Annotated in this window: 17 protein-coding genes; 3 read left to right on the top strand and 14 right to left on the bottom strand. The window is 64.6% G+C overall.

What is annotated here, in order from left to right; all coding sequences use genetic code 11:
- Window positions 1–41: 41 nt before the first annotated feature.
- The 4 genes from VF34_RS02165 to ilvA all read right to left on the bottom strand — a co-directional run bounded on the left by VF34_RS02165 (window position 42) and on the right by ilvA (window position 6,226).
- Window positions 42–836, bottom strand: a complete 795-nt coding sequence (locus VF34_RS02165; RefSeq protein WP_027498151.1) for an ABC transporter permease — start codon at window positions 834–836, stop codon at window positions 42–44.
- A complete protein-coding gene (locus tag VF34_RS02160; protein ID WP_032381330.1) occupies window positions 833–1,801 on the bottom strand; it encodes a daunorubicin resistance protein DrrA family ABC transporter ATP-binding protein in 969 nt (322 codons plus the stop codon). The genes VF34_RS02165 and VF34_RS02160 overlap by 4 nt, the downstream gene beginning before the upstream one ends.
- Before the next feature lie 55 nt (window positions 1,802–1,856).
- Window positions 1,857–4,988 carry an arabinosyltransferase domain-containing protein gene (locus tag VF34_RS02155; RefSeq protein ID WP_052718553.1) on the bottom strand — a complete coding sequence of 1,044 codons (3,132 nt, stop codon included), beginning with the start codon at window positions 4,986–4,988 and terminating at the stop codon, window positions 1,857–1,859.
- Between the two features lie 74 nt (window positions 4,989–5,062).
- Window positions 5,063–6,226: a threonine ammonia-lyase gene (gene ilvA / locus VF34_RS02150; RefSeq protein ID WP_231578169.1), complete on the bottom strand. Its 1,164-nt coding sequence runs from the start codon at window positions 6,224–6,226 to the stop codon at window positions 5,063–5,065.
- A 136-nt stretch (window positions 6,227–6,362) separates the two neighbouring features.
- Here ilvA and VF34_RS02145 point away from each other — a divergent pair, with 136 nt between their 5' ends.
- From VF34_RS02145 to VF34_RS02135, 3 genes are read left to right on the top strand one after another with little or no spacing between them, the layout of a single operon-like run.
- Window positions 6,363–7,301 (top strand): DUF6286 domain-containing Asp23/Gls24 family envelope stress response protein, encoded by a 939-nt coding sequence (locus tag VF34_RS02145; protein WP_045840710.1) that lies wholly within the window; start codon window positions 6,363–6,365, stop codon window positions 7,299–7,301.
- Window positions 7,301–7,852, top strand: a complete 552-nt coding sequence (locus VF34_RS02140; protein WP_045840709.1) for a hypothetical protein — start codon at window positions 7,301–7,303, stop codon at window positions 7,850–7,852. Before VF34_RS02145 ends, VF34_RS02140 begins: the two co-directional genes overlap by 1 nt.
- A 20-nt stretch (window positions 7,853–7,872) precedes the next feature.
- The gene (locus tag VF34_RS02135; protein ID WP_045840708.1) at window positions 7,873–8,262 is read left to right on the top strand and encodes a hypothetical protein; all 390 of its coding nucleotides are present in this window, start codon (window positions 7,873–7,875) and stop codon (window positions 8,260–8,262) included.
- Window positions 8,263–8,332: 70 nt separating this feature from the next.
- Here VF34_RS02135 and VF34_RS02130 read toward each other — a convergent pair whose 3' ends face one another.
- From VF34_RS02130 to VF34_RS02085, 10 genes are all read right to left on the bottom strand, one after another.
- Complete coding sequence (locus VF34_RS02130) at window positions 8,333–10,858, bottom strand: polynucleotide kinase-phosphatase (RefSeq protein ID WP_045840707.1); 2,526 nt, start codon at window positions 10,856–10,858, stop codon at window positions 8,333–8,335.
- The gene (locus VF34_RS02125; RefSeq protein ID WP_231578165.1) at window positions 10,855–12,165 is read right to left on the bottom strand and encodes a 3' terminal RNA ribose 2'-O-methyltransferase Hen1; all 1,311 of its coding nucleotides are present in this window, start codon (window positions 12,163–12,165) and stop codon (window positions 10,855–10,857) included. The genes VF34_RS02130 and VF34_RS02125 overlap by 4 nt, the downstream gene beginning before the upstream one ends.
- A gap of 278 nt (window positions 12,166–12,443) precedes the next feature.
- Window positions 12,444–13,634: an elongation factor Tu gene (tuf, locus tag VF34_RS02120; protein WP_032365471.1), complete on the bottom strand. Its 1,191-nt coding sequence runs from the start codon at window positions 13,632–13,634 to the stop codon at window positions 12,444–12,446.
- Between the two features lie 102 nt (window positions 13,635–13,736).
- Window positions 13,737–15,839 carry an elongation factor G gene (fusA, locus tag VF34_RS02115; RefSeq protein WP_027498159.1) on the bottom strand — a complete coding sequence of 701 codons (2,103 nt, stop codon included), beginning with the start codon at window positions 15,837–15,839 and terminating at the stop codon, window positions 13,737–13,739.
- A gap of 95 nt (window positions 15,840–15,934) precedes the next feature.
- Window positions 15,935–16,405 carry a 30S ribosomal protein S7 gene (rpsG, locus tag VF34_RS02110; RefSeq protein WP_003941856.1) on the bottom strand — a complete coding sequence of 157 codons (471 nt, stop codon included), beginning with the start codon at window positions 16,403–16,405 and terminating at the stop codon, window positions 15,935–15,937.
- Window position 16,406: 1 nt separating this feature from the next.
- Entirely contained in the window at window positions 16,407–16,781 is a 375-nt protein-coding gene (gene rpsL / locus VF34_RS02105) for a 30S ribosomal protein S12 (RefSeq protein ID WP_027498160.1), read from the bottom strand.
- Between the two features lie 276 nt (window positions 16,782–17,057).
- Window positions 17,058–17,600: a DUF3558 domain-containing protein gene (locus VF34_RS02100; protein ID WP_027498161.1), complete on the bottom strand. Its 543-nt coding sequence runs from the start codon at window positions 17,598–17,600 to the stop codon at window positions 17,058–17,060.
- Window positions 17,597–18,115, bottom strand: coding sequence for a DUF3558 domain-containing protein (locus tag VF34_RS02095; RefSeq protein WP_045840705.1), 519 nt, complete (start codon window positions 18,113–18,115; stop codon window positions 17,597–17,599). Before VF34_RS02095 ends, VF34_RS02100 begins: the two co-directional genes overlap by 4 nt.
- Window positions 18,116–18,187: 72 nt before the next feature.
- Window positions 18,188–19,603 carry a guanine deaminase gene (locus tag VF34_RS02090; RefSeq protein ID WP_045840704.1) on the bottom strand — a complete coding sequence of 472 codons (1,416 nt, stop codon included), beginning with the start codon at window positions 19,601–19,603 and terminating at the stop codon, window positions 18,188–18,190.
- 46 nt (window positions 19,604–19,649) lie between these two features.
- Entirely contained in the window at window positions 19,650–20,273 is a 624-nt protein-coding gene (locus tag VF34_RS02085) for a TetR/AcrR family transcriptional regulator (RefSeq protein WP_045840768.1), read from the bottom strand.

Raw genomic sequence — 20,273 nt, 5'->3', positions numbered from 1 at the left:
CGGTCGCTCAGCGGCCGGGGGTGTTGTCGTTTCGGACGATCTCAGGCAGTCATCGTCTTCTGGTACTTGCGGACCGACAGCGGCACGAACACCACGAGCATCACCACGACCCAGATCAACGTGTACAGGACCGGGTTCTGCAACGGCCACACCTCGGGCGGTGGGGCCATCGGATTGGTATTGCCGAACTGCTCACGCACGGCCAGGGTCACCGACGAGATGGGGTTCCATTCCGCGATGGTCTTGAGCACGCTCGGGAAGTTGTCGATCGGCACGAAAGTGTTGGCGATGAACGTAAGCGGGAAGATCACGATGAACGACGCGTTGTTGAAGATCTCCGGGGAGCGCACGATCAGTCCTACCAGCGCCATCACCCACGAAATCGAGTACGCGAACAACAGCAACAGCACGTAACCGAGCAGAGCGTCGAAGAACGACGACGTGATGCGCCAGCCCACGATGAGTCCGGTGATGGACATGATCGTGATGGTGACGACGTTGTTGCCGACGTCGGCGGCCGTCCGCCCGATGACGACGGCAGATCGCGCCATCGGCAGCGACCGGAAGCGGTCCATGACGCCCTTCTGCAGATCCTCGGCCAGTGAGGATCCGGTGATGGACGCACCGAAGATCATCGTCTGGACGAAGATGCCGCCCATCAGGAAGCTCTTGTAATCGATGCCGGGTACGTCGATGGCACTGCCGAAGACATAGGCGAACAACAGCACGAACATGATCGGTGACAGCGTTGCGAAGAACAGCAGATCGGGAACTCGCTTGAGCTTGATCAGGTTTCGCTTGGTGATGATCGCCGAATCCAGGAGAACGTTGCTCATTTCTCTTCCTCCGCAGCCTCGGGCTCGCCGGTGGTCTGACCGGTCAGAGACAGGAACACATCGTCGAGGTTCGGCCGTCGCAGACCGACGTCGACCACCCCGATTCCCGCAGCTTCCAGATGACTCAACGCCGTGGACAGATCCTTCGATCCACCGTTGACCGGCATGACGATCCGTCCCACCTGTTCGTCCAGGGTGGGCGGCTCGACGCCGATCGGGGTCAGGATCTCCTTGGCGCGATCGGCCTGAGATCGGTCCGTGAGTACGAATTCGATTCGCTCGCCGCCCGTTTGGGCCTTCAGCTCGTCGGCGGTGCCGCGCGCGATGATCTTGCCCTTGTTGAGCACGATGATCGAATCGGCGAGCCGGTCCGCCTCCTCGAGGTACTGCGTCGTCAACAGGATCGTCGTTCCGTCACGGACGAGATCTGCGATGAACTCCCACATCGTGATTCGGCTGCGGGGGTCGAGACCGGTGGTGGGTTCGTCGAGGAACACCACCCGTGGCCTGCCGATCAGACTGGCCGCGATGTCGAGTCGGCGACGCATACCTCCGGAGTACTGCTTGGCGGTGCGGTCGCGTGCATATTCGAGGTCGAATCTGCTCAGCAGCTCGTCGGCGCGTTTCCTCGCTTCGGCCTTGCGCAGCCCGAACAGTCTGCCGACCATCTCCAAATTTTCGTACCCGGTCAGATACTCGTCCACGGCTGCGAACTGGCCCGTCAGGCCGATCGTCCCCCGAACCTCGTTGGCTTGCTTCGCCACATCGAGCCCGAACACCCGCGCCGAACCGGACGTTGCCTGCAGCAGAGTGGCCAGGATCCGCACCGCCGTCGTCTTGCCCGCACCGTTGGGGCCGAGCACACCGAGCACCGTGCCCTCGGGAACCGTGAAATCGATCCCGTCGAGCGCGACGTTCTTCCCGTACCGAAGTACCAGGTTCTCTACTTCTATAGCGTTCGCCATGGCCCTCTCCCCGTTTCTTCTACTGTCGGTATAAGGACTTCCGAACGCGTAGAGATTAACCGGTTTTGATGGGACCGGGCGTCCACAGGCCGGAACGCTGGATCTCGGTGGCTGTGATCTTCGCCGGCTCAGCCGATCGGTCGTACGGTGTGTACTGCTCGATCGATCCCCAGTCGCGATCCCAGTCCCCGTCCAGGTACGACGGGATGGTGCGGGCCGAGGCAACGACATCGATCCATCCGAGCGGGCCGCCGCCGAAATGGTCCTGCCATGCGTTGGTGATGACGGCACCGCTGCGGTCCGGCAACACCCGGTACTGCGGAACTTCGGCAACCCCGAGTCGGTGATCGAACGGATGCTGACACGGAAAGTTGAAGCCCACCTCCCAGTCCAGCAGCACCGGATTCTCGCGCCCGACGACCTCGTTCAACGTCTGGGTACGCGGCACCCGCGGCGGGGTGACCGCGAGCCACTGGTCGGGGTCGCGGTCGGTGTCACTCAGTACCAAACGAATCATGTTGCTGCCGGCGGGAATCAGGTCCATCGGCACCCGCAGGTTGCGCCACGACGGCGTCGGGCCGATGTCGATGGGCGTCACCCGCCCCTGCGCCCGGCCGTCCACTCCGTACTCGAGTTCGAGGTTCTGGCCGTAGGTGACGATGCCGTCGGAGTTCACCGAGCGGATGCGTCCGGCCGCGGCAATGGAGACGAGCTGACCGGGATCGGCGGGCAGCGCGTACCAGCCGGTGGTCAGGGTGGCGGGAGTGTCCGATCCGAACGATCCCAGTACCGGCACGGTCGCAGGGTCGAGGCCGTACGGCAGTGCACTGCCCCCGGTTCCGGCTCCGGTGGTCGACGTCGGCTGTTGCTGATCCTCGGTGTCGACGGTGTTCGAGGTGCCCGACGCCGAGGATTCCTTGTCTGCGGTGAGGTCCCGCGCAACCCCGTCCGGGGTGAAACCGTCGTTCTCGGCCCCGAGAGCAGCGAAGGCGTCGCCGCTGACCGGTTGCAGCACATCGGCATTGGGGTTCGTCTCGAGCAGCACGTCGTTCGCAAGTCCACACGTGTTGCCGGCCAGCGCCGACAGGTTCGATTTCGCGACCGAGTACGACGGCCACTGAGCCACCGCGCCCTTGGCCATCGATGCCACGGCCAGCAGCACCATCAGACCTGCGGCCACGGCGATCGGCGGCACCGACCACCATCGCGCCATCGGCTTGTCGGCGCGGACGTACGGCGCACGCAGATGGAACCACACACCGGCGAGCAACAGCAATACCGTCAGGCCGAGGAACATCGTCGAGATGCCGAGCCCGGCCACGAGAATCGGCTTGTCCCAGAACGGAACTCCCCACGCCGAGACGTACCAGTAGCCGTTGGTTCCGGTGAAGGCGACCGCCGTCAGGAACGACACGGCCGCCGCGAACAGCAACCGGTTGCGCCGCGAACGGAGCACCGCTGCGCCGGTTGCCACGGCCGCGAGCACCGCAACCGAGGCCGCGAGCCCGGCGAACACGCCGAAGTGATGCGTCCACTTGGTGGGGGTGATCATCATCAACGCCATGGCCCCGACGGTGATGCCGACGATGCGTCGAGCGGGCCCGGTGGCGGTGCCGGGAATCTTGCCGCCCTTGCGCAGCATCGCAATCACCACCGCGATCAGCGAGACGACCATGACGAACACCCCGAAGCGGCGCGCCAGCGAGCCGTCGATGTCCATGTTCATCAGCCACTGGTAGCGCAGGTACTCCTCGAACCACGCCTGGCTCGGCCCGGCCGCAGTGTGCACCCGCTGCATCTCGAGCATGCCGGCCACGGTCTGATTTCCGAACGCGAAGACGAGTACCACCGTGCCCGACGCCACCAGCGGGGCGAGCAGTGTTGCCGCGCCGAGTGTAGTGGTGCCGAACGCGCGGGCGCGGGCGACGACGATCTGAATCACCGGCCGGGCACCGGCAATCAGTGGCGCGAAACAGATGAAGCCCGACGGTGCGCACGTGACCGTCAACGCGGCGATCAGAATCGCCGCTGCCGCAGGCAGCAGTCGCCGTGTCGCGATGGACCGCTCCACCGAACACCACGTCAACAACACGCCCAGAGCCACGAACGGCTCCGGGCGCAGACCGTTGTTGTACGGCAACCAGAACGCCAGCATCACCAGCCCGCCGGTCCACAACGCAGTTTTCGACGCGCGGGCAGCGGCACCGAACCGCGGGATCACCTCACGACTGAGGACGAGCCAGACGACGACGCCGCAGATCAACGTCGGGATCCGCATCCACACACTGGCCGTCGACACGTGCGAGAGGAGGGTGAACATGTCGTACAACGGTGTGCCGAACGGTGTTTCGGGCACCCCGAAGTAACGGAAGTAGTTGGCCATGTACCCGGCGTGATCGGCCGTGCGTGCCATGCCCAGTTGATAGCCGTCGTCGGAGGTGTTCGCGCCGATGACGTGCCACACCAGCAGCGTCCCGATCACCACCGCGTCGGCCGGCCCGAAGCTCCACCAGCGACGCGGCAGGAACCGTCGGGCGCGACGCCCGTCGGACAGATCGAGGCGGTGCAGTGCCACCAGCGAGATTCCCGTGGCGAGCACTCCGACGATCATCGCGAACCACTTGAGCGCGCTGGGCGTGGACGAGAACCTACTGTCCAGCTCGGCCTGCAGCTGCAGACCGGGAACGTTGCCCTGCAGATCGCTGAACACTCCGACCAGCTGGGGCCGCACGTCGCCCTCGCGGGAGACGGTGTCGTCACCGGTCAGTCCGACCGTTGTCGCGGTGCCGTTCGAGGTGATCGTCAACGAGCAGTCGCCCGCAGTCGATGGGCTCAGTTCCGCGACCGGCTTCTCGAGCAGGACCGAATCGCGCAACGTCACCTTCAGTTGCGACGCCTCGCCGCCGGTCACCTCGGCGACGAGACCGTAGCGATAGGCGTCGGGCGATCCCTTGGGCGAGGTGGACAGCAACAGGCCGCCGTCGGAAAGATCAGCCGCGGCAGCACACGGAACGGTCGCGTCCACGCTGATCGGGGTGTAGCCGACGAGCGGAGCCTCGACATTGCCGACGGTCTCGCTCTGCGGCCAGGTCAACGACGACTGTTGTTGTTCGATCGGCAACAGCGGTATCGAGATCGTCAGCAGGATTCCCACCAGTGCGGAAACGATCGCGACGAGCCGTGCCATGCAAACTTCTCCCACCGATGTCCTGGTCCAGGTCGCTGATCAAGGTACCAGTGCGACCTGTGTGAACCCGGCCGTCAGTTCTCGACCTGCACCGTATATCCCGCTGCGCCCAGGGCGTCGAGAACCGTGCCGCGGTGATCGGGTCCGCGTGTCTCGACGGTCAACATGACGTCGACTTCCTCGAGACCCAGACGTCCCCCGGTGCGGGAATGCACGACGTCGACGACACTCGCACCGGCGTCGCGCACGACCCCCAGGACGCCGGTGAGTCCGCCCGGCTTGTCCGAAATCGTCACCCGCACGGCCAGATAACGTCCACCGGCCCGAAGCCCGTGGGTGATGACATGAGTGAGTAGCAGTGGATCGATGTTTCCGCCCGACAGCACCGCGCACACCGACCCCGTCAGACCCAATTCCTCGGCCGAGTGCGTCATGAGCGCTGCCACCGCAGCGGCACCCGCCGGTTCGACGATGAGCTTCGCTCGCTCGATACACAGCACCAAGGCGCGCGACAGCGCGTCCTCACTGACGGTCACGACGTCGTCGACCCAGCCCTGCACATGATCGAACGGCACCGACCCGGGGAGACCGACGGCGATGCCGTCGGCCATCGTCGACATCGACGTCAGCGCGATCGGGTGGCCCGCCCTCAACGACGCCGGCCACGCAGCCGCGCCCTCGGCCTGCACGCCGATAACCCTGACTTCCGGTTTCGTCAGCTTCACCGCAGCAGCGACCCCCGCCAACAGTCCCCCGCCGCCGGTGGGGATCACGATGGTGCCGACATCCGGCATCTGCTGCAGCAGTTCGGTTCCGAGCGTCGCCTGCCCGGCGACGATATCGAGGTGGTCGAACGGGTGGATGAGCGTGGCACCGGTACGGTCGGCGAATTCCCGTGCCGACGTCAGAGCCTCGTCGACGGTATTACCCACCAGATGAACCGTCGCGCCGTACGCCTTGGTGGCGACGAGTTTGGGCAGCGACACTCCGACCGGCATGAACACCGTCGAGGTGATCCCCACCTGCGACGCGGCCCACGCGACACCTTGAGCGTGGTTGCCTGCGCTGGCCGCCACCACGCCTCGGGCTCGCTGGTCGGCGTCGAGCCTGGCGATGCGGTTGTACGCCCCGCGCGGCTTGAACGATCCGGTGCGCTGCAGGTTCTCGCATTTGAGGCGCACCTCGTGACCGGTCAGGTCGGACAGAATCCGTGACGCGACCACCGGCGTCCGGCGCATGACCGGCTCCAGCAACGCCTCGGCCGAGGCAATATCCGACGTGGTCACCCGAACGATTTCCGACACAACCGCAGTATGCCAGGAAGAATTGCGCCGCCGATCCGGCCGAGGTGCACCGCGTCACTACAGTTGTGGAGTGCAACACCACAGTGCCCACGACGAGTCGCGCGGAAGTCTGGAGATCAAACACCGTGCGCTGTCGAGAACGGCCATCGCGGCGGCATCGAAGGACCCTCGGGTCACCCGCACCACCGGCGGCATGTCGCGTTTGACCGGCCGCGAACTTCCCCGAGCCGACGTCACCCTCGGAGAGGACACCGTCTCGGTCAACCTCTACATCGGAGTGCGCTGGCCCTCGCAGATCACCGACGTGACCGAGTCGGTTCACCGCACCGTCGAGGCCGCACTGGCGACGATGACCGGTGTGCACGTGCATCGGGTGAACGTGCTGGTGTCGGATACCGCGCTGGACCGTTCGGCGCGCGGGCCCGCGAACGGCGTTGCTGCTGATGAGGTTGCTGCTGCGGTGGTTTCACCTCGACCACCCACGGCCGGTCCCGCGGCGATGCCGGTGGCGCTGGTGTTCGGGTTCGCCCTCCTCGCAGTGGCGTTCGTGGCCGGTCGCGAATTCTTCATCGCTCAAGGACACATCGTCGGCAGTCCATGGATTGCCGATGCCGTGCACTGGGTTTCGCAACTGCACTGGCAGGGGTGGATGATCGCGCCCGCCGTCGGATCGATCGTCGTCGGTGCACTCTTCGTCTTTGCGGGCGTCAAACCTCGGACGAGAACTCATTCGGGATTGGGCGGTCCGGCGCCCACCGTCTGGGCCACACCGACCGACATCGCTCGATTGTGCAGTGCTGCAGCGCAGTCCACCCGCGGAGTCGTGGACGCGCACACCGTCGTCACACGCAGGAAGATCGAGGTCCGGGTGCAGCGAGATCGAGCTGTTTCTCCGGACAGTGCCGACGCTGCCGTGCGCGCTGCCCTCGGTCCGGTACTGTCCGTGGCCGCGGGTGGGCGGCGTCTGACGGTGCAGCACTCGGTGTCGCAACCGACACGGGTGTCGTAGTGAAAACCTTTGTCGCAGGGGTGGATCGACTCGTTGCCGTCATCGCGGGAGCCACTCTCCTCGCCGGTGGCGGCTTCGCACTTGCGTGGCACTACGACGTTCCGTGGGCACGGGAGACGCTCTCTCGCTTCGAGCGTGCTCGTATTGCCGAACTGCCGCAGCAGGGTTGGTGGGTACCGACTCTGGCAATCGTCGTCGCGGTGGCCGTCGTCGCGGCGCTGGTGTTGTTGATCGGCAACTTCTCACCACGCACGACCGGAACGGCGAGCGTTATCGAGGAGCCACACTTCTCGGCGCATGTGGACCTGAGTGCGATCGCGTCGGGCGTGGCGGCGGAGTTGGCGCAGTTCCCTGGTGTCAGACGGGCCAGGGGAACTGCCATCGACGACCGAGGTATGCCCACCATCACCGTATCGGTCTATGCGGCAGCCGATTTCGACGTAGTCGGCTTCATTGCCGAAGCCGAGTCTCGCGCTGCGTTCGTGGCACGGTCTCTGGGCGCCGCGAATGTGGCGACACGCGTCCAACTGCACATCGACAAACGGACCTGACGTCACGTTACGGTGGATCCATGACGGCATCGACGCGTAGCAGATTCGAGCGATGGTCCGGCGGAATGCCCCTCTCTGTCCCGGTGGCATTCGGAGCGGTACTGGTGATTGCCGCGTTCGCATCGAAACTCGGTGACAGTTCCCTCTACTTCTACGTCCCCCTGGTGTTCGCGACGACCGGGACGATGATCTGGCTCAACGCCCGTCGCACCCCCGATCGAACCGGCCTGCTCCACGCCGCTGTCGGATCAGCACTGCTGATCGGATGCGGCATCGTGGTTGCGGTCTGCGGACTCGCCGGCGGTCTGATGCTGGACTCGACCACCTTCTGGGCATCCATAGCGGTGAGTGCGGCAATCGCAGCACCCATCGGTGCTGGAATCACTCCGTTCTCGTCGCCGCGGGCCTGAGTGCGGCTTCGCCGCAGTGGTGTGGATATGTGCCCCAGATGGCGCATATCCACACCACTGTCGCAGGCACCTACAACCGCGGGTCAACCGGCTCCGATTCCAGTGCGAGTACCGCGAACACGGCCTGGTGGATGCGATACAACGGTTCACCACGCACCGATCGGTCCAGTGCCTCCATTCCCAACGCATATTCGCGCAGAGCCATCGACTGCTTGTGTCCCACGTTTCGGTTACGCAGTGCAGTGAGTCGATTCGGGTCGGTGTAATCCGCACCGTAGATCAGCCGTAGGTACTCCCGGCCACGAACCTTCATGCCGGGCTGCATCTTTCCGCGCGGCATGTTGGCCGCCGGTTTGACGACCATTCCCTCACCGCCCTGTGCCGTCAACTCCTCCCACCATGTCACCCCTGCCGCAACCGAATCCGACGACGACAGATCGACCTCGATCCGACGCGTCGTCGTGAACAGCTTCGGCGCAGTGGCCACCAGTCGATCGGCCAGTGCAAGGTGCCATTCGTGCGGGCGGTCCGCATACGTGCCGGCGTCGGAGGCCAACAGCTGGAACGGGGCGAGACTGACGCCTGCCAGTCCATCCGTCGGCCAGCTGTACCGCCGATACGCAGCAGTGAACTCGGCGAGGTTGCGCTGCCGAATCACGTTCCGTTCCTGCAGTTCGGACACGGCCAGGCCGCGCGAGGCCGCCCGAGCGAGCACCGACTCCTCGGCCTCGAGATTCGCCCGGGACACGGCCGCAGGTGCCGCATACTCGGACTTGATCAGGCCCTCCGCCTTGGCGGACCACGGCATCAGTTCGCAGTCGAGAACCAGCCAGTGCGAGGACAATTCGTCCCACACGCCGGCCCCCTCCAGAGCGTCGGCCACCCCAGCGATCAGCACCCCGGTCACGGTCTCGTCGAACACCGGCCGACCGGTCCGCGTGTACGCGGTGCCGAGGACACCGTCGGGAGCGTCGAACCTCGCCCGAGCGGTGTCGGCATCGCGACACACCACGACGACCACCCGCGAACCCATGTGCTTCTCCTCGCAGATCACCGTCGACGCACCGAGCGCCCGATACGCGTCGAATGCCTCCGTCGGGTACTCGAGATAACCCTCTCGCTCCGAGGTACGACTTGGTGCCATGGTCGGCGGAAGGTAGTGCAGCCACTGCGGAGCCAAGGCGAACCGGCTCATCACTTCCAATGCGCCCGCGGCATTCTCCGGCCGAATCGACACACGCCCACGCAGCGCAGTCTCCACTCCGGTCGGTCCGATGACGTCCGACAGATCCAGCGAGGACGACTCCCGAACGAACCCACCCAGCGGCCGGGTCGGCTCGTACCAGACCTGCTCCGCCGGCACCGAGACAACCTCCCGCTCCGGATACCGCAGTGCCGTCAACTTGCCGCCGAAGACACACCCCGTGTCTAGACACGCAGTGTTGTTCTCCCACTGCACCTCCGGCACCGGAGTGTGTCCGTACAGCACAGTCGCCGACCCGCGATAGTCCTGAGCCCACGGATACCTCACCGGCAGCCCGAATTCGTCGGTCTCGCCGGTGGTGTCGCCGTACAGGGCGAAGCTGCGCACTCGGCCCGACGCGCGGTTGTGGTACTTCTCGATCAACCCCGCGTGCGAAACGACGAGTCTTCCGCCGTCGAGCACCAGGTGTGCGACGAGACCATCACAGAATTCGAGCACCTCGCGGCGGAACTCGTCGGTCTCGCCGTCGAGCTGCTCGAGTGTCTCGGCCAAACCGTGTGAGGCAGTGACTTTCCGACCTCGCAGCGCCTTGACGAGCTTGTTCTCGTGATTGCCCGGAACTGCCAGTGCTGCGCCGTTTGCCACCATCCCCATCACGAGCCGCAGCACACCGACCGAATCCGGCCCACGGTCGACGTAGTCCCCGACGAACACCGCCGTTCGACCCTCCGGCGGCGTTGCACCGACTGCCCTACCGTCTGCGTCGCGCTCGAGCGTGTAACCCAAAGTCGTGAGCAGGCTTTCGAGCTCCGACAGACATCCGTGAATGTCGCCGATCACATCGAAAGGCCCGGAAAGCTCCCGGCGGTCGCTACGCAGCGGGGTACGAACGAACGTCGCCGACGCCACCGCGTCGACACCGTCGAGGACATGAACCGAGCGAAAGCCTTCTTTGGACAGCCCTCGCATCGAGCGCTGCAACTGGGACTGCTGGCGGCGCAGCACGTCTCGGCCGAACGTCCTGTCGCTGCGGTCCGCGTTGCGCTGTGCGCAGACCGGTTCCGGCACGTCGAGCACCACGGCAACCGGCAGGACATCGTGCTCACGAGCCAAGGCGATCAGGGCCTTGCGAGCCGCCGGTTGCACGTTGGTGGCGTCGACGACGGTGAGCAGACCGGCCCGCAGCCTGGTTGCGACGAGAAATTCCAGGAGCGCGAACGCGTCCTTCGTGGCGCTCTGCAGGTTGGGGTCGTTGCTGACCATCCCTCGACAGGCATCACTCGACACGGTTTCGTACGGGCCGAACCGGTCTGCAGCGAAGGAGGACTTCCCCGATCCACTGATGCCGACGAGGACGACGAGGGACAGGTCCGGAATCTCGTAGGTACTCACTGGGACTGCTCCTCTCTGGTGAATAGCGCGATCTGGGTAGGGCTGCCGAGCACGTCGTCGACGGGTCCGATGCGGTCGAAGCGAACGGTGTAGGCGTGTGCGTCCGCCACCGACGTTGCCCACTGCTCGAATTGGGCACGGGTGAACTCGAATCGGTGATCGACGTGCCGAAAGGCCCCGGCGTCGAGGCCCGGGTACAGCACGTTGTATTCCGAGTTCGGCGTGGTGACGAGCACCGTCCTCGGACGGGCCTCTCGAAAGACCGAGCGCACCAACGCCGGAAGGCGTTCGAGGTCGATGTGCTCGATGACCTCCATGAGCACCATCGCGTCGAATCCCTGCAACCGCACGTCGCGATAGGTCGCCGACGACTGGAGCAGTTCGATGCGTCCACGCTGCCGATCCGACATCTCGTCGAGCCGGAGCCTGCGCTGCGCCTTCGCCAGCGCACGATCACTCACGTCGGCACCGAGTATCCGCTCGATTGTGTTGTGCGCAAGCAACTCACTCAACAGGCGACCCTCGCCGCACCCCATGTCGATGACCGACTTCGCACCGGCAGCGTCGAGAGCAGCCAGCACCGCATGTAGTCGTTGCTCGGCCAACGTCGGATCCCGTGGGATGACAACCTCTCCGGGGGCATCCGGGACCAGACGATCCAGTGCGGACTCGACGAGCTCCCGACGGTGCGCCAGATACCGGGAGGCGATCAACGACGACTCCGGGTGATCACCGAGCCAATCCCCTGCTGCCCGAACGAGTTTGTCCGCCTCGTCCTCACCGACCCAATAGTGCTTGGTGTCGTCGAGCACTGGCAGCAGCACGTACAGGTGCCGCAGCGCAGCCGACAGAGCAAAGGTGCCGGTGAGTACCAGATCCACGTATTCGGAGTCGCCCCAGTTCGGCTGCGTCGAATCCAGTGGGATCGGGGTGGCCTCGACATTCCATCCGAGGGGACCGAACAGTCGAGGCGCAAGATCAGTCGCACCGCGCGACGGCGCGGCCGGCATCGTGACGATCAAATCGATTGCTGCAGAGACCAATTCGGGTCTTGTGGTACAGACGCCTGCCAGCGTCTGCTTGAACAGGCGAGACAACGCCACAGCAAGCCCTGATGCAGCCGGACTCTTGCCGTCTGTGGCGTCGAGCAGTACTGCGAGGGTTGTCCGCGCCGCCGAGACCTCGGGATACAACACCGTGGTCTCACCCATCGGCAGGTTGCGGGTCTGGACGCGATCGGGGTGCTTGTGCAACAAATACCCGATATCGGAGGCGTCCGGGAAATCGGTTGTGGCATTTGCAGTCACGGTCAGTAGCACCGCAGCGACGTTACGGGACAGCCGCGTCCGATGCGTCCCATTTTTCGGTCGTGTACTCCCCTCTACCCGCCGGATCAATGCGACTTTGTTGCAGTCTGAGCGACTGAAACCCACATTGATCCCGACGGGAGGGCCGTCCAACGGGAGGGCCGTCCAACGGGAGGGCCACACAAGGGAGGCCGCACATTGAGGAGGTCGCGTGCACACGCAAAAGCGGCACCCACCAGAAGGTGGGTGCCGCTTTAGTAGAGCTGGGTGAAGCTAGATCACTTGATGATCTTCGTGACGCGACCGGCTCCGACGGTACGACCGCCCTCACGGATTGCGAAACGCAGGCCGACGTCCATGGCGACCGGCTGGATCAGCGTGACGGACATCTCGGTGTTGTCACCGGGCATGACCATCTCGGTGCCCTCGGGGAGGGTCACAACGCCCGTAACGTCCGTGGTACGGAAGTAGAACTGCGGGCGGTAGTTGTTGAAGAACGGCGTGTGGCGGCCGCCCTCGTCCTTCGAGAGGATGTAGGCGTTGCCCTCGAACTCCGTGTGGGGAGTCGTGGTGCCGGGCTTGATGATGACCTGTCCACGCTCGACGTCTTCGCGCTTGATGCCACGAACGAGGAGGCCGACGTTGTCGCCTGCCTGGCCCGAGTCGAGCAGCTTGCGGAACATTTCGATTCCGGTGACGGTGGTCTTGGTCGAGCCGGGGCGGATGCCGACGATCTCGACCTCTTCGTTGACGTTGACCGAGCCGCGCTCGATACGTCCGGTGACCACGGTGCCACGGCCGGTAATGGTGAAGACGTCCTCGACGGGCATGAGGAACGGCTTGTCGGTCTCACGGACGGGGTCCGGAACCGAGTCGTCGACGGCCTGCATGAGCTCCAGAACCGACTCGCCCCACTTCTCGTCACCCTCGAGTGCCTTGAGTGCGGAGACCTTGATGACCGGTGCGTCCTCGTCGAACTCCTGCGAAGCGAGGAGCTCGCGGACCTCCATCTCGACGAGCTCGATGATCTCGTCGTCGTCGACCATGTCGGCCTTGTTCAGTGCGACCAGGATGTACGGCACGCCGACCTGGCGGGCCAGGAGCACGTGCTCGCGGGTCTGCGGCATCGGGCCATCGGTAGCTGCCACGACCAGGATTGCGCCGTCCATCTGTGCCGCGCCGGTGATCATGTTCTTGATGTAGTCGGCGTGACCCGGTGCATCGACGTGCGCGTAGTGGCGCTTGTCGGTCTGGTACTCGACGTGGGAGATGTTGATCGTGATACCACGAGCCTTCTCCTCCGGAGCCTTGTCGATCTGATCGAAAGCCGAGGCCTCGTTCAGGTCCGGGAACTTGTCGTGCAGAACCTTGGTGATTGCAGCCGTCAGCGTCGTCTTACCGTGGTCAACGTGACCGATGGTGCCGATGTTGACGTGCGGCTTCGTCCGATCGAACTTCGCCTTCGCCACTGTGTGTCCTCCTGGACTGATCTGTGCGGGCCCCGACGGGGCACGCACGCGTATGTGTTGTTACTTATTACAGGTCGAGCGTGGTCCAGCAAACGAAGAGAATTACTCTCCGTTGACCTTCGCGATGATTTCCTTCGCTACGTTCGCGGGAACTTCTGCGTACGAATCGAAGACCATGGAGTAGTTAGCGCGGCCCTGCGTCTTCGACCGAAGGTCTCCGATGTAGCCGAACATCTCCGACAGCGGAACCAGTGCCTTGACGATACGGGCACCGCTGCGTTCCTCCATGGCCTGGATCTGACCACGGCGGGAGTTCAGGTCGCCGATGACCTCACCCATGTAATCCTCGGGCGTGATGACCTCGACGGCCATGACGGGTTCGAGGATGACGGGGCTGGCCTTGCGGGCGGCTTCCTTGAACGCTTGTGAGCCGGCGACCTTGAAGGCCATTTCCGACGAGTCGACGTCGTGGTACGCACCGTCGAGCAGTGTGACCTTGACGTTGACCAGGGGGTATCCGGCGAGAACACCGTACTGCATGGCGTCCTGTGCACCGGCGTCGACCGAGGGGATGTACTCCCTGGGCACACGACCACCGCTGACCTTGTTCTCGAACTCGTACGTCGCGCCGTCTTCGCCCTCGAAAGGCTCGAGCTTGATGATGACCTTCGCGAACTGGCCGGAGCCACCGGTCTGCTTCTTGTGCGTGTAGTCGTGCTTCTCGACCGTCTTGCGGATGGTCTCGCGGTACGCAACCTGCGGCTTGCCGACGTTGGCCTCGACCTTGAACTCGCGACGCATACGGTCGACGAGGATGTCGAGGTGGAGCTCGCCCATGCCGCCGATGACGGTCTGGCCGGTGTCCTCGTCCAGCTTCACCGAGAACGTGGGGTCCTCTTCGGCGAGCTTCTGGATGGCTGTTCCCAGCTTCTCCTGGTCGGACTTGGTCTTGGGCTCGATCGAGACCTGGATGACCGGGTCCGGGAAGCTCATGGACTCGAGGATGATCTGGTTCTGCGGATCGCAGAGCGTGTCACCCGTCGTGGTGTCCTTGAGGCCGATGACGGCGTAGATGTGACCGGCAGACGCGGTCGCGATCGCGTTCTCCTTGTTGGAGTGCATCTGGAACAGCTTGCCCAGACGCTCCTTCTTGCCCTTGGTCGAGTTGATGACCTGAGCGCCGGAGTCGACCTTGCCCGAGTACACCCGGACGTAGGTCAGCTTGCCGAAGAAGGGGTGCGTCGCGATCTTGAACGCGAGAGCCGCGAACGGCTCGTCTGCGGACGGCTTGCGAGTGATCTCCTTCTCCTCGTCGCCGACGGCGTGTCCGATGGTCTCGGCAACGTCGAGGGGAGACGGGAGGTAGTCGATGACCGCGTCGAGCATGGGCTGAACGCCCTTGTTCTTGAACGCGGATCCACACAGGATCGGGTACAGCTCGCTGTTGACCGTCATCTTGCGGATGGCGCCCTTGATCTCGTCGATCGTGAGCTCTTCGCCGCCGAAGTGCTTCTCCAGAAGCGCTTCGTCGGACTCGGCCACGGTCTCGAGCAGCTGCGTGCGGTACTCGTCTGCGCGCTCCTTGAGGTTTTCCGGGATCTCCTGGATCTCGTACTTCTCGCCGAGCTTGGTCTCGCCACTCCACACGAGAGCCTTCATCTGCACGAGGTCGATGACGCCCTCGAACTCGTTCTCTGCACCGATGGGCAGCTGGATGACCAGCGGCTTGGCACCGAGACGATCGATGATGGTCTGCACGGTGTAGTAGAAGTCCGCGCCGAGCTTGTCCATCTTGTTGACGAAGCAGATACGCGGCACGTCGTACTTGTCGGCCTGACGCCACACCTGCTCGGACTGCGGCTCGACACCTTCTTTGCCGTCGAACACTGCGACAGCGCCGTCGAGGACGCGGAGCGAGCGCTCCACCTCGACGGTGAAGTCGACGTGACCGGGGGTGTCGATGATGTTGATCTGGTTGTCGTTCCAGAAGCACGTCGTGGCAGCAGAGGTGATCGTGATGCCACGCTCCTGCTCCTGCTCCATCCAGTCCATGGTGGCTGCGCCATCGTGAACTTCACCGATCTTGTAGGAGATACCGGTGTAGAAGAGGATGCGTTCGGTAGTGGTGGTCTTGCCGGCATCGATGTGGGCCATGATGCCGATGTTGCGGACCTTGTTGAGGTCGGTCAGCACGTCCTGTGCCACGAGTTAACCCGCCTTGGTGTTGGAAGAGGTATTGCCTGAGCTGATCAACGCTCCGGCGGCATCGGAAAGTTCCGAATACCGCCCGAGCGAGGAGATCACCAGCGGTAGTGGGCGAACGCCTTGTTGGCTTCGGCCATCTTGTGAGTGTCTTCGCGGCGCTTCACAGCGGCACCGAGGCCGTTGCTGGCGTCGAGCAACTCGTTCGCCAGACGCTCGACCATGGTCTTCTCGCGACGAGCGCGCGAGAACGTGACCAGCCAGCGCAGTGCCAGCGTGGTGGAGCGGCCGGGACGAACCTCGACGGGCACCTGGTAGGTGGCACCGCCGACGCGTCGGCTGCGAACCTCGAGGGCCGGCTTGACGTTGTCGAGTGCACGCTTGAGCGTGACGACGGGGTCGGTGCCGGTCTTCTCGCGAGCCTGCTCGAGCGCCTGGTAGACGATGCGCTCTGCGGTCGACTTCTTGCCGTCGAGAAGGATCTTGTTGACGAGCTGCGTGACCAACGGCGATCCGTAGACCGGGTCGTTGATCAGCGGCCGCTTGGGTGCTGGGCCCTTGCGTGGCATATCAGCTCTTCTCCTTCTTGGCTCCGTAGCGGCTGCGAGCCTGCTTGCGGTTCTTGACACCCTGGGTGTCGAGCGAGCCGCGGATGATCTTGTAACGCACACCCGGGAGGTCCTTCACACGACCGCCGCGAACGAGCACCATCGAGTGCTCCTGCAGGTTGTGGCCCTCACCGGGGATGTACGCGGTGACCTCTACCGAGGTGGTCAGGCGAACGCGCGCGACCTTACGGAGAGCGGAGTTCGGCTTCTTGGGGGTGGTGGTGTACACGCGAGTGCACACACCACGGCGCTGGGGACTGCCCTTGAGGGCAGCGGTCTTCAGTTTCGCGACCTTGTCGGTGCGACCCTTACGGACCAGCTGGTTGATCGTTGGCATAAACCGGCTTTCTTCGTGTCGATAAACAGGGATCTAGCAGTTGGAGCAAGAGAACACTGCTCCTCACCCATGACGTCTCCGCGGGTCTCTTGCACCCCGCGGTCGGGTGTGTCGCATACCCCCACACGTCCAGCCGGTTGCGCGCTCTCGAGACGAACGTGCGCACGGCTGTACCTCGCATAGGCACACAAACGGTCCGGCCAGGCCGGACACGACCCATAACGATACCCGGCGGCGCGGCCTCGGGTCAAAACACCCTTCGCTCTGATACGCAACCTATCTGCTCAGGTTGAGTGTGAGGTCTGCCAGCTTCGCTGCGGCCTGGCAGGGATCGGGGTGTGCGACGCCCGGACGGTACTGCACCCACCACCCGAAGATGCCCGCCTGGTCCGCTCCGGCCGACACTCCGCACGAGTCCGGGTCGTTCGGGCGTTGAGCCTGTATTGCCTTGCGGCCCTGGACTGTTGTGTCGCTGACGGTGTACGTCATCTTCTCGTCGGCCGCCCGCTCGGCGGCCAGGGTGCCGGACTCGAACCAGTTGAACGTCACCTTCACGATGCCCGCGGAACCGATCAGATCCCATCGGCAGATCGCTCCGAAGAAGCCGCGAGCGATCTCGTCGGCTCCGGTGGCATCGGCGATCTGGTCGTCGGAGACGGCATCGCACTCGGTCAACAACTTGGTGAATTCTTGGTTGCCCGATCCGGCGAAGCTCGCCGGCCGCGGCGTGCCCTCGACCGACTGAGAGCAACCGGCTGCGAGCAGCAGGGTCGCTGCGGCGGCGAAAACCCGTCTCGAAGTACTTGCTCGAGATTTCATTGCTTACGCTCCACGGTCAGCTTCGCCAGTTCGTTCCCGACGTCGCACGGCGGGCGCGCCGGAATCTGCTCGGAGTAGGTGACCGACCAATGGAAGAAGTCGTCGCCGAATTGCACACCGATCTCGCACAACGGGCCCTGCTCGGCTTCGAATCCGGGGTTGCCGTCGACGGCGATGTCCTTGGCCGGACGGCCGATCAGTTCGGAACCGGCGCGTTCGCGGCCGATCGGACTGCCGCGATACCAGGAGAAGCTGACACTCGGTCCGCTGATGGCCACGGTTTCCCACTGGCAGCCGACGGAGTTGCGGGTGACTTGGGCAAACGGTCCGGCACCGAACGCGGCCTGCACCTCGGCGTCGCTGATCGATCCGCATTCGCCGAAGAACGGGCCGGGCTCGTACGCGGCCTTGCTCGTCGACGGCTCGGGCGCGGTGTCGGCGGCGTCGGTATCCGAGCCACCGCAACCTGCGATCAGTGCGGCGACCGCGGTGATCACCAGTGTCACTCGCTTCATGCCGTCCTTCGCGTGCTGGTCCGATGCTGCAGTTCGCGTCGCACCGAACCTACCAACCGAACAGGGCAGCGGTCATGTGCCGTGCACAGCGCGTCCTTGGACGTACACACCCACGATGGCCGGCTCTCGCATGGCCATCAGCAGGGCGAACAGGGTCTGGTCGCGGGCCAGCTCGGGGTCCTCGGCCCGCACGCCGTGGTCGACGGCTGCGGCCAGCTGCGGCCACGCGTCGGGATCGACGACGACGAAGTCCGCCTCTTTCCCCACGTCGAAGTTGCCGATGCGCTCCTCCATGTCGAGAGCACGTGCCCCGGCGAGCGTTCCGGTGAACAACAGTTCGGCCGGATGCAACGACAGGCCTGCGTCTCCCGGTTCGGAGATGTGCACCTTGAACGCGTCGGCGAGTACCTGCGGCAGTAGCCACTCGTCACCGCCACCGAAATCGGACCCGATGGCGATGGTGACCCCGGCGGCGACGGTTCTCTTCCACGGCATCGTGCCCGAGCCCAGGAACTGCTGCGAGGTGGGACAGTGCGCGATGGACGTACCCGTCTCGGCCAACCTCGTCAGTTCCGCGTCCTCGCAGTGCACCGCGTGCGCAAGGATCGACCGTCGACCGAGCAGGCTCGTGCCACCTACCTGCGAGCCCGGCAGGAACTTGCCGTCGTAGGTGTCCAGGTAACTCTCGACCTGGTGCGCACCCTTCGTGGCGTCGATCTCGCCGGTGCCCGGTCGGTTGTTCTCGTTGAGGTGCGTGTGGAAGTAGACGCCACGTGCCCGCACCGAGTCGTAGAGCTCGCCGAGGTTCCTCAGCGTGTCCGTGGTCACCGACAGCGAGAACCGCGGCACGACGGCGACGTGCAGCATGGCGGTGTCGACGTCGCCGGTGTCGGCGGCGTGCCATTTCTCGATTTCTTCCGACACCAGCCTGATGGCCTCGTCCTCGCCGGTGATCAGTGCGTGCGCCGACGCGGGGCCGGTGGTCTGGATCCCGCGGCCACTGACGATGCGCAGTCCGTGCTCGAGCGTCTCGGAGAACAAAGAATCCTGTGCGTGCGGGAATGCCGACCCGAACACCATGGCCTGCGTCGTCCCGGCGCGAATGCGTGCTGCGCAGAAGTCGCGCGCAGCGGCCGCCGCGAACTCCGGATCGGCGAAGCGCGACTCGGACGGAAAGATGCACGTGTTCAGCCATTCGAGCAACTGCCCGCCGCCGTAGGAATCGCCGGCATAGGTCTGTGGGAAGTGGACGTGCGTGTCGACGAATCCAGGCAGTAGGAAGCCGGGCCGATGATCGAACACATCCGAATGGGCGTAGTGCGTTGGTAGAGAATCGAACTCGCCGCAGTACTCGATCCTGCCGTCACCGCCGACCACGAGGGCACCGTCGGGAATGGACACCAACGCGGTTGCGGCCTCGAGCACCGTGGGCGAGCCCGCGATGTGAAAGATATGGCCACGGTGGACGCGTGCGGAATCGGAAGTCACGAGCCGACTCAAGCACAGGTGGATCGGAACTGCAGATCGTGCGCGTCTAGTGCGCTACCGCTCCTGCGGCGGACAGTCGTGCGTTCAGCGAGGCGTCGAGCACATCGGCCCAGGCTCGCACGATTTCGACGCGGCGACGCGCGTCGTCGGTCAGGACGTCCGCGAGACCGAGCCCACGCGCCAGGTCGAGCGTCGCCTGGACCAGACGGTGGGTGACGGGATCGTTGTCGTCGACTCCGAGGTTCTCGACAGCCATCGTGTGTGCTCGACGACCGAATCGCTCTTCGAGAGGAACGATCCGATCGCGTAGCTCGGGGTCGGCCGACGCGGCTGTCCAGACCTGCAGTGCCGCTTTGAACATCGGTCCGGTGTAGTACTCGACGAGCCGTTCCACCACCAGTTTCGTTCGGCCGGGTCCGGGCGGAATCTCCTGTGCCTCGCGGCGAGCATGGTCCATCCGGGTGTCGAACATGTACTCGAGTGCCCCGGTGATGAGGTCCTCACGCGTCGGGAAATGGTGTTGGGTGGCACCGCGAGAGACGCCGGCGCGCTCGGCGACGACCCCGACCGTCGTTGCGCTCCAGCCCTGCTCGGCGAGCGAGTCGATCGTCGCCTCGAGCAGTCGCTGACGCGTCACCCTGCTGCGATCCTGCTTGGGTTCGCGCGACAT

The sequence above is a fragment of the Rhodococcus sp. PML026 genome (assembly GCF_000963615.1).
Classification (GTDB): Bacteria; Actinomycetota; Actinomycetes; order Mycobacteriales; family Mycobacteriaceae; genus Rhodococcoides; species Rhodococcoides fascians.
Note: the sequence above shows the minus strand (reverse complement) of the source record. Positions and strands in the feature narration are given on the sequence as shown.

What these genes read in the sequence shown, in the direction of transcription:
- VF34_RS02165 (WP_027498151.1), bottom strand. Translation starts at nt 836, where the DNA reads ATGAGCAACGTTCTCCTGGATTCGGCGATCATCACCAAGCGAAACCTG.
- VF34_RS02160 (WP_032381330.1), bottom strand. Translation starts at nt 1,801, where the DNA reads ATGGCGAACGCTATAGAAGTAGAGAACCTGGTACTTCGGTACGGGAAG.
- VF34_RS02155 (WP_052718553.1), bottom strand. Translation starts at nt 4,988, where the DNA reads ATGGCACGGCTCGTCGCGATCGTTTCCGCACTGGTGGGAATCCTGCTG.
- ilvA (WP_231578169.1), bottom strand. Translation starts at nt 6,226, where the DNA reads ATGCGCCGGACGCCGGTGGTCGCGTCACGGATTCTGTCCGACCTGACC.
- VF34_RS02135 (WP_045840708.1), top strand. Translation starts at nt 7,873, where the DNA reads ATGACGGCATCGACGCGTAGCAGATTCGAGCGATGGTCCGGCGGAATG.
- rpsG (WP_003941856.1), bottom strand. Translation starts at nt 16,405, where the DNA reads ATGCCACGCAAGGGCCCAGCACCCAAGCGGCCGCTGATCAACGACCCG.
- rpsL (WP_027498160.1), bottom strand. Translation starts at nt 16,781, where the DNA reads ATGCCAACGATCAACCAGCTGGTCCGTAAGGGTCGCACCGACAAGGTC.
- VF34_RS02100 (WP_027498161.1), bottom strand. Translation starts at nt 17,600, where the DNA reads ATGAAATCTCGAGCAAGTACTTCGAGACGGGTTTTCGCCGCCGCAGCG.
- VF34_RS02095 (WP_045840705.1), bottom strand. Translation starts at nt 18,115, where the DNA reads ATGAAGCGAGTGACACTGGTGATCACCGCGGTCGCCGCACTGATCGCA.
- VF34_RS02085 (WP_045840768.1), bottom strand. Translation starts at nt 20,273, where the DNA reads ATGTCGCGCGAACCCAAGCAGGATCGCAGCAGGGTGACGCGTCAGCGA.